We start from the raw sequence: 14,693 nt of genomic DNA, 5'->3' as shown, positions 1-14,693 counted from the left end.
TTACCATTCCGAACAGAGAAGTTAAGCCCGTTTGCGCCGATGGTACTGCACCTCGTGGGAGAGTAGGTCGCCGCCTTCCTTTAAGAGCCCCTCACAAAAAGTGAGGGGCTTTTTTTTTTCAATTCTTCTCTATCTGTAAAATTTCTCATACTTATGAGTTGATAGAGCTTAGGAAGCGCCTCCAATTTGTTTCTTTCAAAAACCCAAAAGAATTGTAATTAGCAAGAATAATTATTCTTGATTCTGTTTGCATAATATATTTAAAAGGAGCGAAATCATTGTAAATCTTTGTAAATCTTTGTTTTTTATAGATATAATCCATATCTTTTTGAATCCAAAAAAATATATTATGAGAAAAATTACTTTACTAAAATCAATCTGCTGTCTTTTATTCTTTATCTCATCATTCACTATTTGTTCACAAGAACGAATTGGCGTTATACAGGAAGGGCAGGTAATATTGCTGGATCGTGAAAATGGAAACATTATTGATCCCGCATTTATTTCCCTTAATTCAGGAACACCCAAAGCTTTAATTCAGGTTGATGAAGAAATCTGGATTACCTATCAGCTTGATGACAAAATTGAGCGATACTCCTTAGACGGTAATTTTCTTTCATCTATTGATACCGGATTAGATAACATTCGTGGTTTGGGTATTGTTAATAGTGAAGTTTGGGTTTGTAATGCAGGAACTGGTAATGGAGCCCCTGGTGATGGCATTGTCCGATTTGATTTTGATGGGAATAATTTAGGATTTTTCTTAACAACGCCACAATCGGTATCCCCATTTGATGTAATAGATAACGGTAATGGCGAGGCATACATATCCTACAGTTCTACCGATAATATTGAACGTCGGGATTATAGTGGATCATTTTTAGGCAACATCGTGCCATCTGGTGTAGTTAGTTTTGTTCAGCAAATAGCCATTGAAGAACCAGGGGTGATATTGGCAGCGGTTTTTAGTGTAATATCAGGTGGTAATCAAAATGGACTCTACCGATTTTCAGAAACCGACGGCGCTATTATTGACTATTGGAGTTTAGGAAATTTAAGAGGGGTGGCAACGCTGGGCAACGGTGAAATTCTTTGGTCTAGTGGATCCGGGGTTAGCCGTTTGAATCCGACAACGGGTATAAGTGAATTAATTAGCGCTGGTAATTCTCAATTTTTTGGCAGTCTTAATTTTACAACGGTTGGAATTAATGAATTTAACGAAAATGCTTTCAGATTTTATCCAAATCCCACTCAGGATTTATTGTATTTGTCCCATTCATCCGAAATTGCGGAGGTAAATGTTTCGAATGTTTTAGGTCAGCAGCTCTTTACGATTTATCCACAAACGAAGAAGGTGGAAGTTGACCTTGCATCATTTCCAGCAGGAATTTATTTTATCAACTTAAAATCCGCCGGCGCTTCAAAAACATTGAAAGTTATTAAAGAATAGATTTCAACTACATTTCAATTAAAAGGCCATCCATATAGGATGGTTTTTTTTCCATTAAAAAATCGATTTGAGGATAGTGTTAATTCCTTTGAAACAAAAATAAATTGCTCCTGCGCCGGCAATAATTCCAACAAATAGAAAGATGAAAAACATTAGGTTTTCCTTATTCAAAAAAGACAATGTAATTAAATAAGGACTCAAAAAGAGAAGAGGTAGTGCGAAGGCCATAAATTTCAAACCTTTTTTTAATAACTCAAAATCTGTATGCTCTTTACCCATTTTGAAAATTGTTTATAGCGTTGCGAACATTTTTATATTTTTCCAGAAGTTTTTGTGCCTCTATTTCTGAAATATTTAGTTCGGCAATAATCATCCGTATGCCACGATCCACAAGCTTGTTGTTGCTCAATTGCATATCCACCATTTTGTTTCCTTTTACTCTTCCGAGTTGAATCATTGCCGTAGTTGAAATCATATTTAAAACTAATTTTTGTGCTGTTCCTGCCTTCATTCGTGAACTTCCGGTAACAAATTCAGGTCCCACAGCGACAACCACAGGAAATTCTGCCGTTGTGGCCAAAGGACTTCCTTCATTGCAAGTTATGCATCCCGTAGCCACATTATTCTCCTTACATTTTTGGAGTGCTGCAATTACATAGGGAGTAGTACCCGATGCGGCAATTCCTATTACAATGTCTTTTTCCGAAATATTTTCTTTTTGAAGATCATCCCAACCTTGAGTTTCGGAATCTTCGGCAAATTCTACAGCTTTGCGGATTGCTGTATCGCCACCGGCAATTAATCCGATAACCAAATCGTGCGGAACTCCAAAGGTTGGCGGGCATTCACTGGCATCAACTATTCCCAAGCGGCCACTTGTTCCCGCACCGATATAAAATAATCTTCCACCAATCTTCAATCTTTCGACGACTTTTTCGGTCAATTTTTCGATTTGCGGAATTGCTTTTTCAACCGCAAAGGCCACGGTTTTGTCTTCATTGTTGATATTTTGAAGCAATTCGGAAACACTCATTTTTTCCAAATGGTTGTATTTTGAATCGGATTCCGTGGTTTTTATAAAAGACATATTTTTAGTGTTCGGTGTTCAGTGTTCAGTGTTTAGTGTTCAGTGTTCAAATTCGATTTCGATTTCGATTTCATAAATATTGGAGTTGGCTAAGTTATAATATTTTACTGAACGGTATAATTAAGGGTTGAAACCTCCGAAATTCTAAAATATCCCAACGGAAAATTGTCCGGATTCGTTTCATTTATAATATTTCCTCGAACGGTTGCCGGTTGTGTTTCAAATGGCCCACCGCCCGACTCGCCGGTTTGTTGCAAAAGGATAAACATAAAATTGTAAAATGCTTCATTTACCCCATAAATATTAAACTGAACTTCATCTCCAGCCTCTAAATCCTCAACTAAATAATATCCGAAAATCCTATTTCCATCGAAAAATTCATCACTGTAAACGTTCAGTAAATCGCCCCTTTCCGAAAGCCCTTCAAAAAAATAAAAATTTTCTTCTCCGGCAGGGTCTGTAAAAAATGCCTTTAGTTCAATATCTTCGCCCGTAAAACCGCCATCATTTCGTTGCTCAACAAATTCCAAAGGAGCCACAGTAAAAAGCTTTTCAGTGGCCGTGTAGATTTCATCCTCATAAATGATAGTTAAGGTATAATCCGTATTCATTTGAGGCGACATATTCGAAACATAAAAGCCGTTTTCCGAATAAGAAAAAGGGTGAACCTGCCCATTTTCATTTGTAACCACAACTGTCGCATCCGATACAAATGGTATATTGTCGTTGAAAAATGGCGCGGTGGTGGTTAATCGAACGACTGCGAGTGAAGTTCCGTCTTCCCAAATATTCAAATTTGCCTCCACCACGAGTCTTGGCGGAGCATCGTTCAATTCAACTTCCACAACTTCTTCACAGGAAATAAAAATTCCGCAGAAAACCAGCAATAATAATAACTTTTTCATATTCTAAAATTTAAAGTTATAGGTTACGGACGGAATTATCCCAAAAATTGAAAGCCGAACGGCCTCATTCTGTCCCGTATCGGTATTTTCCTGAAATGAAAGGGATGCGGCATTTTTGCGGTCGTAAGCGTTGTAAACACTAAATACCCATTCCCCTTTCCAGCGCTTTTCAGAATTGGGTTTTGGCGTCCATGTAGCTGAAAGGTCCAAACGGTGAAAAGGTGAAAGTCGGCTGCTGTTGCGGGCTTCATAAACGGGAACGACCAATCCATTATAAATATATTGACCTTCGGGAAAAGTAGTCGGTATTCCCGTTTGGAAAATAAAATTCGCCCCAAACGACCATTTTTTTGACAATTCATATTGCCCCGTAACGGACACATCGTGGGTTTTATCCCAAGCTGAATTATACCATTCGCCATTGTTTATGCCACTTTCAATCGCCGTTCGTCCCGGCGTTCGCTGCTCGCTTTTTGAAAGTGTATATGCAAGCCAACCTTGAAGTTTCCCAGTATTTTTTTTGAAAAGCATTTCCAATCCGTATGCTCTGGCCTCGCCATTTAGCAAAATTTGCTCCACTGCGTTGTTGGCTATCAAATCGGCATCGTCCACATAATCCAATCGGTTTTTTACTTTTTTATAAAACGTTTCCACTTCCAAAGAATAATTCTCAAAATTTCGGAAATAGCCAAGCGCCACTTGGTCTGCCAATTGCGGTTCAATATATTTTCCGCTTGGCGCATAAATATCAAAAGGCGTTGGCGATGTGGTGTTACTGATTAAATGGATGTACTGCGCCATCCGGTTATAACTCGCCTTAATTGAGGAATTGTCATTCAATAAATAAGAAATTGCAAAGCGGGGCTCAAGATTTGCGAAAGACTTTATAGTTTCGCTTCGGCTGAAAGAAATAGTGTCAATTGGCTTTGCTTTTTGATAAATGTCCAATTCGGAGTTGTAAAGAATAGGATTGTCATTTTCGTATAAAAACAATTCATCCTGTCCCAACCGGTTGAAAGTTGAAAATCGGAGTCCTGCCTGGATCGAAATTTTATCGGAAAGTTCAATTTCAGAATCCAAATAAACCGCATTTTCCCAAGCATATTTATTGGTCAATTTAAAAGGATTTATGCCGGAATCTTCCGTAGTGGGCGTCACGTTGCCGGGATTGAATTTATAATAAATGCTATTTATGCCGTATCGCAAATCGATATTTTCTGAAAGATAATGGATAAAATCATATTTCAGATTGAAATTTCGGATGCCGCTATCGAAATCAAATTCAACGAATTTCAACTCCAAACCGTAATAATAATCAGAATAAATCAGGGAAAGATTCGAAAATAACTTATCCGTAAAAAGATGGTTCCAGCGCAAGTTGAGCGTGGTGTTTCCGAAGCTATTCGCAAAAGTATCAGAGATTTCAAATACGTCCCTTCCGAAATAACCCGATAAAAATAGTCGGTTGTTTTCGTTAATATTATAGCTCAATTTTGTGTTTAAATCGTAAAAATACGCGATGTTATCATTGTCGAACAACGGCAAAAACAAATGTGCATAACTACTTCTGCCGCCGAGTAAAAATGAAGCTGTATCTTTTTTAATTGGACCTTCCAACAGCAGACGGCTTGCCACAAGACCAATTCCGCCACTCGCGTTGTATTGACGTTTGTTTCCATCTTTTTGATAAATATCCAAAACTGAGGAAATTCGTCCGCCATATCGGGCGGGAATTCCTCCTTTGTAAAGCGTTAAATCCTTGATGGCATCTGGGTTGAAAACCGAAAAGAAGCCGAATAAATGCGAAGAATTATAAAGCGTAGCTTCATCAAGCAAAATCAAATTTTGGTCTGCCGCGCCACCACGGACGTTAAAACCGCTCGCCCCTTCGCCCGCGCTCGTAACTCCGGGAAGTAGCGTTATTGCTTTTATAACGTCAACCTCACCCAAAACAACCGGAATTTTTTTAATGGTGCTTGTGGAAAGCGTGTTCGCGCTCATCTGCGAACTGCGAATATCGAGTTTTTCAACATCCGTTTCAATTACAACTTCATCCAAACTTTCCGTGTCGGTAGCTAATTCTAAATCCATTTTTCTATTTTCTGAAAGAGAAATTAGAATTTTTTGCGCTGCAAAACCAATGCTGCTATAAATTACTTCATATTCTCCCTGCGGAAGTGTGATGGAATAATAGCCATATTGGTTGGTGACGGTACCCGTTTGAAGGGAGGGAATTATTACGTTGACGCCGATGAGCGTTTCGCCGGTTTCGGATTCGGAAATAATTCCGCTAAGCGTAAATTTTTCCTGAGTAAAAGCGGAAAAACTTATCAAGCAAAGTAGAAATGGGAGTAATTTTTTCAAATGTATTTTCTGTATATAAAAAAACCTTCAGCGAAACTGAAGGTCTTTAAACGGTTTGGTTTTTACTTTATTTCCGCAAGTATGTTATTAAATGTTTTACTGGGGCGCATGGCTTCAGAAACCAATTTTTCGGTCGGCTCATAATAGCCACCAATGTCCACAGATTTACCTTGCGCGTTTATCAATTCGTCATTAATCTTCTTTTCATTTTCATTTAGCTTTTGTGCAATGGGCGAAAAAATTCTTTTCAGATCTTCATCTTTATCTTGCGAGGCAAGGGCTTCGGCCCAATACATTGCCAGATAGAAATGGCTTCCGCGATTGTCAATTTCCCCGGCTTTTCTTAAGGGAGATTTGCTGTTTTCAAGATATTTTTCGGTAGCTTCATCTAAGGCATCTGCCAAAATGAGGGCTTTTGGATTATTGTATTTCGTTCCCAAATGTTCCAAGGAAACCGCAAGCGCCAAAAATTCGCCCAAAGAATCCCAACGAAGATGATTTTCTTCCAAAAACTGGTCAACGTGTTTTGGTGCGGAACCTCCGGCACCAGTTTCAAATAGTCCGCCGCCATTCATCAAAGGAACTATTGAGAGCATTTTTGCGCTGGTGCCCAACTCTAAAATAGGGAAGAGGTCGGTCAAATAATCTCGTAAAACATTTCCGGTTACCGCAATGGTATCTTTCCCAGCTTTTACACGTTCCAATGTATATTCGGTCGCTTTTTCTGGGGAAAGAATTTTTATTTCAAGACAATTAGTATCGTGATCGTTCAGATACTGTTTTACTTTTTTAATTACTTCTGCGTCGTGGGCGCGATTTTCATCCAACCAGAAAATGGCAGGAGTTTCCGTTGCCCGAGCACGTTCCACGGCGAGTTTTACCCAATCTTGAATCGGTAAATCCTTCACTTGGCACATTCTCCAAATATCCCCTTTTTCGACATTGTGTTCAATAATTACATCTCCGGAAGCGTTCAAAACCTGTACTTTTCCTTTTGCCGAAATTTCGAAGGTTTTATCGTGGCTGCCGTATTCCTCAGCTTTTTGCGCCATCAGTCCTACGTTTGGAACTGTTCCCATTGTGGTGGGATCAAAAGCGCCGTGTTTTTTGCAGAATTCAATTGTAGCCTCGTAAATTCCCGCATAACTGCTATCCGGGATTACAGCTTTTGTGTCTTGACTTTTTCCGTCGGGACCCCACATTTTTCCGGAATTTCTTATCATTGCCGGCATCGAGGCGTCAATAATCACATCACTCGGCACATGTAGATTAGTAATACCTTTGTCGCTATCAACCATTGCCAAATCCGGATTTTCAGCCATTATCCTTTTAATGTCCGAAAGAATTTCATTTCTTTTTTCTTCCGGTAATTCGCGAAGTTTGTTTTCTAAATCGCCTAATCCATTGTTGGCATCAATGCCTAAATTTTTAAACGTCTCGGCATGTTTTTGGAATAATTCGCCAAAATAAGCCTTCAACGCGTATCCAAAAATAATTGGGTCGCTAACTTTCATCATCGTTGCCTTCAAATGCACCGAAAACAATACGTTTTTTTCTTTTGCATCTTTTACTTGTTCTTCAAGAAAATTTACCAATGCCTGCTTGTTCATTACCGTGGCGTCGATGATTTCGTTTTTCAGCACTTTTATATTTTCCTTTAAAGCAGTTTTTTCACCATTATTTTCAAGTAAAACAATGCTCAGCGTATTATCGGAATCCATCGTGAGGGATTTCTCATTGTGGAAGAAATCATCCTGTTTCATGGTGGCAACGTGACTTTTGCTGTCGCTGCTCCAAGCACCCATACTGTGCGGATGCTTTTTTGCATAATTCTTTACCGCCTTCGGTGCACGACGATCGCTATTTCCTTCGCGAAGTACCGGGTTTACTGCACTTCCTTTTACTTTATCGTATTTTGCTTTTATTTCTTTTTCTTCGGAAGTAGATGCAGTTTCCGGATAATTAGGAATAGGGAATCCTTTCTTTTGAAGTTCAGTAATTGCTTCGGTAAGCTGCGGCACGGAAGCACTGATATTGGGTAGTTTTATAATGTTTGCCTCTGGAGCTTTTGCCAGTTCGCCGAGTTCCGCCAAATCATCATTTACGCGTTGTTCCTCGGAAAGATATTCGGGAAAGACTGCCAAAATTCTTGCAGCCAAAGATATATCGCGACTTTCAAGTTGGATGTTTGCGGGTGAAGTAAAAGCCTTTACAATCGGCAAAAAGGAATGAGTGGCTAACGCCGGAGCTTCATCGGTTTTGGTATATATAATTTTGGAAGATTTTGTCATTGAAATATTTTTGAAAAGTGGTGGTGTTAAATAAATTTTACGGACTGCAAATATAGCAATTTGGTAGTGCTTATGAAAGTTGGTATAGGGATGAAAGCGGCAAAAAAAATGTAAAGTCAAAACGCCCTAAAACAAGAAAAGCCATATCACTGTATAAAATACATTGTGATATGGCTCCTTGTAAAGTAAACCTTTGCCAACCATCCCGACAAAATCGGGATCAAGGCAAGCTTATTATACACTTGCGGCTGTTGTTTACTTACACGGGTTTTGTTTTGAAATATGCATTAACCGTTAGGTATATGCAATTTTTAAAACAGACCCAAACTTTTATGATCTCAATACTAATAATCTAAAGATCGTGAGTACCTCAAGCAATCAAAAAAGTTGTAAAGTGTTTTCTTTTTATTTTTTCGAAATCTAGAAACTAACAATCCTAAGAACGTTAGCGTCATAATAAATCAGGAAAAAATAATGTAAAAGAACGTTACTTTATGGTTTCGATATGACTTTAACACCATATTGATATTGCTAATTTAGTTTGTAAAATTGAAAAAGAACGCAATTATCGGCGTTTTAAAATCCACCGTTTACGAACATTGTTTATAAACATTTGTTCATAAAAAAAGCCCTGAGTTTACAGGGCTTTTAAGAGTTTTCAACAAATTAAAACTATGAGCGTTTTTCTTTGATACGGGCTTTTTTCCCGGTAAGACCTCTAAAGTAGTAGATACGAGCTCTGCGTACGCTACCTTTTTTGTTAATTTCAATTTTTTGAAGTGCTGGCATATTAAGTGGAAAAATACGCTCCACTCCAATAGTACCACTCATTTTACGGATTGTAAAGGTTTTGGTAACACCAGTTCCCTTCACTTGAATTACAACCCCTCTAAAAAACTGGGTTCTTGTTTTCTCGCCTTCACGGATTTCATAATACACGGTAATTGTGTCACCGGCTCCGAATTCAGGAAATTCTTTTTTTGTAACAAATTCGTCTTGTACAAATTTCAGTAATGCTTCCATTTTGCTGATTTGTTATGGATTAAATTAAAACAACATTCGCGATTCTCGCCAGAGGTTGGATTAAGTGGGTGCAAAAGTAACAAATTTATCTTATGAGGCAAGTCTTGAGACCTTTTTTTGCCTCGTCAATTTGCTATTTGCTATTTGCTATCCAATTATTTATTTTATTCTCGAGCAAAGCAAGCGGCACACAACCCGTTTCCAATACTTGGTTGTGGAATTCCGCAATTTGAAACTTATTGCCCATTTCCTTTTCGGCCTTTGCGCGAAGCTCCAAAATTTTCAATTGTCCAATTTTATAGGCCAATGCCTGCCCAGGATTCGCCATATAGCGTTCTATTTCTGAAATAATTCCAGCTTCAGATTCGGCTTCGTTTTCCAAACAATATTGAATGGCTTGCTCGCGGGTCCAACCTTTTGAGTGCATTCCGGTATCTACAACCAAGCGCACGGCGCGGTGCATTTCAGCGCCGAGCATTCCGAAATATTGGTACGGATCTGTGAAAAGTCCAAGTTCTTTCCCAAGCGATTCACTGTATAGCGCCCAACCTTCGCCATAGCCGCTGTAGAAAAGGGTTTTGCGGAACATGGGCAAAGCATCATTTTCCTGCGTTAATGAAATTTGGTAATGGTGCCCGGGAATAGCTTCGTGCAAAAAGAGCGATTCGTCGCTGTAAATATTATATTCGGAAGCATTTGGAATGGGAACATAGAAAATTCCCGGGCGCGTCCCATCCAAACTACCGGGATTGTATTCTGCGCTTGCGGAATTTTCACGGAATTTTTCGGTCTGTTTTACTTCAAATTCGGTTTTGGGTTTATTGTCGAAAAGTATTTCTAGCTGTGGTTTCATCTTTTCATGAATGGCATAAAAATTATCGATAATTTGTTGCGGTTCGTTGAACGGCATCATTTCTTTATTTGTGCGCACGTGATTGAAAAATGCTTTCAAATTCCCCTTAAAACCAATCTGCTCCTTTACTTTTTCCATTTCGGAAGAAATGCGTGCCACTTCATTTAAACCCAATTGATGAATTTCGTCTGCCGTCATTTCAGTGGTAGTGTACAGTTTTATTTGATGTTTGTAAAATGCCTCTCCATTTGGCGTGTCCGCAATTCCGGTTGTGGTTCTTCCGGCTTTTAAATAATCGCCGGCCATAAAATCGTGCAGACTTTTATAGGCGGGCACGATTTTTTCAGAAACCATTTTGAAATAATCTTCACCAATTTGTTTTTTATCTTCTTCGGAAAAATTTTCGGGGAAGTTTTTTATGGGGGAATAATATAGGTTTTGTTCCACATTTGTTTCTGTCATAGCCTTCAGTTGCGGAATCACTTTCACAATCAAGGATTTTGGAAGCACGTAACCGGCCGCCATTCCTTCCCTCATCCTGCTTTCTGCGGAATTCAACCAAAGTACAAATCCATCAACACGTTTCAGCCAATTGCTGTAATCTTCCACGGTTTTGAAAGGTTGCGCGCTGCTTCCGCTGGCCAATTGGCCCATCAAAAGATTTACGGACCACATTTGGTCAATGGGAAAATACTGTGAATTTTTAAAGGAAAGAGCCTCCAGATTTATATTACACTCCCACAAAAGAATGGCTTTGCTCATTTTTTCGGTTTCGGATAAATCGGAATCATCAATTTTTGAAGCTTCATCTTTATATTTAGTGTAATAATTTTTCAATTCAGAAGTATATTCGTCCGAAAGAAAATTCGGGAAGCTGTCGTTATACCTGGCATCACCCGAAAAGGTTGCATTTAGTGGATTCAGCTTTAATCCCTCTTCGTAATAATTATTGAGCATATGGTTTAAATCTGTGTCCACATTTGTTTGTTTTTCCTCTGGATTTTTCTCTTTTGATTCATTTTTACAAGCGGAAAGGGCGAGCAAAAGCATCAATACTAATGTGCTGTTTTTGAACATAATTTGGTGAATTAGGTTGAAATTTTTAGATGGAAATTTACTATCAGTCTTTTAAAGGGAAGGAATGTTACAACAAGTCCGGCCTGCGCTCCTTGGTGCGTCTATACGCTTCTTCCTCGCGCCATTCCTCAATTTTTGGAGTATTGCCGCTGGTAAGAATTTCGGGAACCTTCCAACCTTTGTATTCGGCTGGGCGGGTATAAACGGGTGGCGCCAAAAGATTGTCTTGAAAAGAATCAGTGAGGGCGCTGGTTTCGTTACCTAATACACCGGGAATCAATCTGATTATTGCATCGCAAACAAGGGCCGCGGGAAGTTCGCCACCGCTCAGCACGAAATCGCCAATGGATATCTCGCGGGTAATGAATTGGTCCCGAACGCGCTGGTCCACACCTTTATAATGGCCGCAGAGAATAATGATATTTTCTTTCAGTGAAAGGTCATTGGCTGCATGCTGATTGAATGTTTTCCCATCGGGCGTCATGTAGATAATTTCATCGTAATCCCGTTGGCTTTTCAATTCGGAAATACATTTATCGATAGGCTCAATCATCATCACCATTCCGGCGCCGCCCCCGAATTGGTAATCATCAATCTGTTTATAGGCGTTCGTTGAATAATCGCGAAGATTGTGGACGTGGAGCTGGACCAAGCCTTTTTCAATGGCGCGCTTCAGGATTGAAACTTCAAAGGGACTCTGTAAAAGTTCCGGCAAAACGGAAATAATATCAATTCGCATTGCAATGGGTGTTTCTGCAGTAAGCAAGTGAGCAGCAAAAGTAAGAATTTGGTTATAGAATTACCCTTTTTTGGCCTCTCGTTCCTTTTTGCGTTCCTGTCGCCGTTTTTCACGTTCCTTTTTTCGAAGTTCACGTTTTTCCTCCCGCGTAATTTCACCTTCCTTGAAGGCATCCTTGAAATTTATTTCATTGTCCACTTCGCCTTTAAATGCCTGAATCCATGCATTTTCAAAAATATTCAGGACGGTGGGCCACACGCCAGCTTCAACGTTGTTTAGGTCTCCCTCAAATGGCACTTTTGTGGCCAAGGTATCCGTACCTTGATTTTTCAGTATAAATTTGAACAATCCTACAAAACCTTCCCAGAGCACTTCCACAAAATTATCGTCCTCGCCAATAAGCGTTGTATTGGTCAAAAGGGGTTTTACGTAGCCCACCAAATGGGCGTCGGCGATGGCAATTTCACTGTAAATTCCGAAGGTACCTCTATCGAAATCGAGCCCAGCGTAGTGATTCGTAAAATCATTCAGCGCCGTAACATCTGCGTTTTCGAGAGAGAAGGACAGGTCCATATCAGGTATTTCTTTGACTAAGTTCATGTATCCTTCCAGAGCAACCTTACCATTACCAATGGAAATCCCGCTTGCACGAATGGGAGAGGGGAGAATGCGATTTTTTTCCACCACATTGCGGAGGTTGTCTGCGGTTAATTCCAATTGGTCTATTTGCAGATCGATGTTCGGATTGGCGGAAAGCTGCACGAAGGCTATTTTTCCATCGTGTATTTCGAAATGGTTGATGTCTATCGGCACGAGATCTGTCAAGGCTTTTGTCCAATCGTCAACGTCGGGCTCGCCATCGGTTGGGGTTTTTTCCTGATCTTCAAAAACATAAGTTATCTCTGGACCGGTCATAATTATCTCACTTACAATTTTTCCTTTGAACAGTGATTTCCATTCGATAGAAATATCGCTTTTTGGAAAATTCAGAAAAGGTATTTGTGAGTCTGCCGTGCCCTTGCTAAGGTACATCCCGTTAATAACATAAGCACCTCGAATTAAGGCAATATCAATATCTTCTACATGGCCATAGTATCCCGGAATGTCAGCCAGCACTTTGTTTGCATAGTTCTTGACAAGCGTGGGCAGGTATAGCCGAAAGGCAATGAGCAGAATTAAAATAATGATGGGGATGATGTAGCGTTTCTTTTTAAAACCTCTATATTTTTTGATTTCTGACATAATATCGCGAAAATGATTTTTAACAAATTTGATTGAAAGCAAGGGATTTTTCAGTTAATGATGTCATAAAAAACTGTCCACGATATATTCAATAAAGTTAATTAGAAATAAATATTATTTTTTGGACCTGAAGTTTTTATTCCCAATAATCAAAAACGTCTTGAAGTTCTCCATTATCAATAAATAAAATATTGTCCCACAACTGTTTCAAAATTTGTTTCTTGATGAATCTTTTCAGGAGTTGCCGGAATTATCCACACGTCCAAAATCTCATAATAGGAATTAATAGTCAATATGTTTACTACAGGATTTGGATAGACGGACAAAATACTTTTATCGATAAAAATATTGGGATTGCCAAGTTGAATGGGACTTGGTCCATTTTCGGGCAACAAGTTTATACCCGTTACCAATCGCAGTTCCTTTTCGCTAGTTTTTGGTTTGCTGTCATCTTAGTTGTTACAAGCTAAAATGATCAATGAGAGTAGTATAAAAAGTGTTTTGTTCATTGCTATATTTTATATAAAAATGTGAAGATTACAAACTGCAATTTCCGTCTATGATGTCTTGTTTTGTTGGATTGTAAGCGTTATTTTCAGCTGAAAAAGAAGAGAGGTTGCCAGAAACGCATAAATCTGTTAGAGCACAGAAATCAGATAAATTTGAATTTTGCCAAATTCTCATTTGCTGTCCAACCTCAATTAAATTATTCAAACCATTTAAATTTGTAAGGTTGTCGTTATCTGTAATAACTATTTGTTGGTTTATGTTAGTAACGCTTTCCAATCCGGATAAAGTTATTAAGGCGGGATTTTGAGAAACTTCTAAATAAACGCTTGCTCCAATATTTCTTAAACCATTTAAATTTGTTAATAAATCGTTTTCTAAAATACGAAGCTGACTTATGTTACTATTTATATTTTGGAGGGCATCGAGATTGTTCAAAAGTGGATTTTTCTGAATTACAATATATCCACTCATTTCTGTAAGTGCGGATAAAGCATCAATATTTTGTAGACTGCTGTTAAAAGATACGTTTAAACTTCCAGCAAATATTATGCTATCCAACCCTTCTAAATTTGAAACTCTCAAAGATTGAACAGTTAAGTCTCCTTCCACTGATGTAATATTATGTAAGCCAGTAAGGTTTGCTAAAGAAGCGTTTCCTATAATTCCTAAATTTCTATTAATTACAGTTAAACTGCTTAGACTTTCTAATGTAGATAAAACAGGATTTTCGTATACATTAAGGCTAGTACCAATTTCCACAAGGTTGTGGAGACCTATTAAATTTTGAAGTCTTTCATTATATGAAATAATAATTTCGCCGCCAACAAAAGTTAATGCTTGCAGGGGTGATATATCTTCTATATTTGAATAATCTGGACCAAGATTGTAACCAATGATTAAATATCCAGTAATACCAGTGTAATCATGCGTTCCAAATTCGTCTACTTCAGCTTGAGTGGATAAGATAACATTTCCATTAAATATATTTTCTTCAACTAAATCATTCAAAGAAATAGTCACCAAAGCATTTTTAACGGCAAGGCCATTCGCAACGCTAATTGTTCCTGTAATTGTTGGATTGGTTTCAAAATCAAAAAGCACTTTGTTCAATACTTTTAATTCTCCGGAAGCAGCGTCAATAGTAAAAGCATT

The 14,693-nt window shown here is 38.6% G+C and carries 12 protein-coding genes and 1 rRNA gene; 2 read left to right on the top strand and 11 right to left on the bottom strand.

Annotation, left to right across the window (positions count from 1 at the left end):
- Nucleotides 1–79: ribosomal RNA gene (gene rrf, locus QRD02_RS14515) — 5S ribosomal RNA — on the top strand; the annotation flags it as partial.
- A gap of 270 nt (nucleotides 80–349) precedes the next feature.
- Nucleotides 350–1,450 (top strand): T9SS type A sorting domain-containing protein, encoded by a 1,101-nt coding sequence (locus QRD02_RS14060; protein ID WP_290255602.1) that lies wholly within the window; start codon nucleotides 350–352, stop codon nucleotides 1,448–1,450.
- A gap of 54 nt (nucleotides 1,451–1,504) precedes the next feature.
- On the opposite strand, the gene QRD02_RS14055 is transcribed toward QRD02_RS14060, so the two are convergent.
- The 11 genes from QRD02_RS14055 to QRD02_RS14005 form a co-directional block, all read right to left on the bottom strand.
- Complete coding sequence (locus QRD02_RS14055; RefSeq protein WP_290255601.1) at nucleotides 1,505–1,729, bottom strand: DUF6095 family protein; 225 nt, start codon at nucleotides 1,727–1,729, stop codon at nucleotides 1,505–1,507.
- Nucleotides 1,722–2,537, bottom strand: coding sequence for an N-acetylmuramic acid 6-phosphate etherase (murQ, locus tag QRD02_RS14050; RefSeq protein ID WP_290255600.1), 816 nt, complete (start codon nucleotides 2,535–2,537; stop codon nucleotides 1,722–1,724). The genes QRD02_RS14055 and murQ overlap by 8 nt, the downstream gene beginning before the upstream one ends.
- Before the next feature lie 104 nt (nucleotides 2,538–2,641).
- Complete coding sequence (locus QRD02_RS14045) at nucleotides 2,642–3,442, bottom strand: DUF4249 domain-containing protein (protein ID WP_290255599.1); 801 nt, start codon at nucleotides 3,440–3,442, stop codon at nucleotides 2,642–2,644.
- A gap of 3 nt (nucleotides 3,443–3,445) precedes the next feature.
- On the bottom strand, nucleotides 3,446–5,806 hold the full coding sequence (locus tag QRD02_RS14040; RefSeq protein WP_290255598.1) for a TonB-dependent receptor: 2,361 nt from the start codon (nucleotides 5,804–5,806) through the stop codon (nucleotides 3,446–3,448).
- Between the two features lie 62 nt (nucleotides 5,807–5,868).
- On the bottom strand, nucleotides 5,869–8,097 hold the full coding sequence (locus QRD02_RS14035; protein ID WP_290255597.1) for an NADP-dependent isocitrate dehydrogenase: 2,229 nt from the start codon (nucleotides 8,095–8,097) through the stop codon (nucleotides 5,869–5,871).
- Nucleotides 8,098–8,769: 672 nt separating this feature from the next.
- Nucleotides 8,770–9,120: a 50S ribosomal protein L19 gene (gene rplS / locus QRD02_RS14030; RefSeq protein WP_290255596.1), complete on the bottom strand. Its 351-nt coding sequence runs from the start codon at nucleotides 9,118–9,120 to the stop codon at nucleotides 8,770–8,772.
- A gap of 133 nt (nucleotides 9,121–9,253) precedes the next feature.
- The gene (locus QRD02_RS14025) at nucleotides 9,254–11,050 is read right to left on the bottom strand and encodes a DUF885 domain-containing protein (RefSeq protein ID WP_290255595.1); all 1,797 of its coding nucleotides are present in this window, start codon (nucleotides 11,048–11,050) and stop codon (nucleotides 9,254–9,256) included.
- 67 nt (nucleotides 11,051–11,117) lie between these two features.
- Nucleotides 11,118–11,789: a tRNA (guanosine(37)-N1)-methyltransferase TrmD gene (trmD, locus tag QRD02_RS14020; protein WP_290255594.1), complete on the bottom strand. Its 672-nt coding sequence runs from the start codon at nucleotides 11,787–11,789 to the stop codon at nucleotides 11,118–11,120.
- Between the two features lie 60 nt (nucleotides 11,790–11,849).
- The gene (locus QRD02_RS14015) at nucleotides 11,850–13,031 is read right to left on the bottom strand and encodes a DUF748 domain-containing protein (protein ID WP_290255593.1); all 1,182 of its coding nucleotides are present in this window, start codon (nucleotides 13,029–13,031) and stop codon (nucleotides 11,850–11,852) included.
- A 176-nt stretch (nucleotides 13,032–13,207) separates the two neighbouring features.
- Nucleotides 13,208–13,444, bottom strand: coding sequence for a hypothetical protein (locus QRD02_RS14010; RefSeq protein ID WP_290255592.1), 237 nt, complete (start codon nucleotides 13,442–13,444; stop codon nucleotides 13,208–13,210).
- Between the two features lie 124 nt (nucleotides 13,445–13,568).
- The coding region (locus tag QRD02_RS14005; protein WP_290255591.1) for a hypothetical protein at nucleotides 13,569–14,693 on the bottom strand (1,125 nt) is incomplete at its 5' end.

This window comes from Aequorivita aurantiaca, assembly GCF_030410135.1.
GTDB lineage: Bacteria > Bacteroidota > Bacteroidia > Flavobacteriales > Flavobacteriaceae > Aequorivita > Aequorivita aurantiaca.
This window is presented reverse-complemented; position numbering and strand designations above follow the sequence as displayed.

Bases quoted from the DNA above. Each gene is read 5' to 3' on its own strand.
- murQ (WP_290255600.1), bottom strand. From the start codon at position 2,537: ATGTCTTTTATAAAAACCACGGAATCCGATTCAAAATACAACCATTTG.
- QRD02_RS14025 (WP_290255595.1), bottom strand. From the start codon at position 11,050: ATGTTCAAAAACAGCACATTAGTATTGATGCTTTTGCTCGCCCTTTCC.
- QRD02_RS14015 (WP_290255593.1), bottom strand. From the start codon at position 13,031: ATGTCAGAAATCAAAAAATATAGAGGTTTTAAAAAGAAACGCTACATC.
- QRD02_RS14055 (WP_290255601.1), bottom strand. From the start codon at position 1,729: ATGGGTAAAGAGCATACAGATTTTGAGTTATTAAAAAAAGGTTTGAAA.
- trmD (WP_290255594.1), bottom strand. From the start codon at position 11,789: ATGCGAATTGATATTATTTCCGTTTTGCCGGAACTTTTACAGAGTCCC.
- QRD02_RS14060 (WP_290255602.1), top strand. From the start codon at position 350: ATGAGAAAAATTACTTTACTAAAATCAATCTGCTGTCTTTTATTCTTT.
- QRD02_RS14035 (WP_290255597.1), bottom strand. From the start codon at position 8,097: ATGACAAAATCTTCCAAAATTATATATACCAAAACCGATGAAGCTCCG.
- QRD02_RS14045 (WP_290255599.1), bottom strand. From the start codon at position 3,442: ATGAAAAAGTTATTATTATTGCTGGTTTTCTGCGGAATTTTTATTTCC.
- rplS (WP_290255596.1), bottom strand. From the start codon at position 9,120: ATGGAAGCATTACTGAAATTTGTACAAGACGAATTTGTTACAAAAAAA.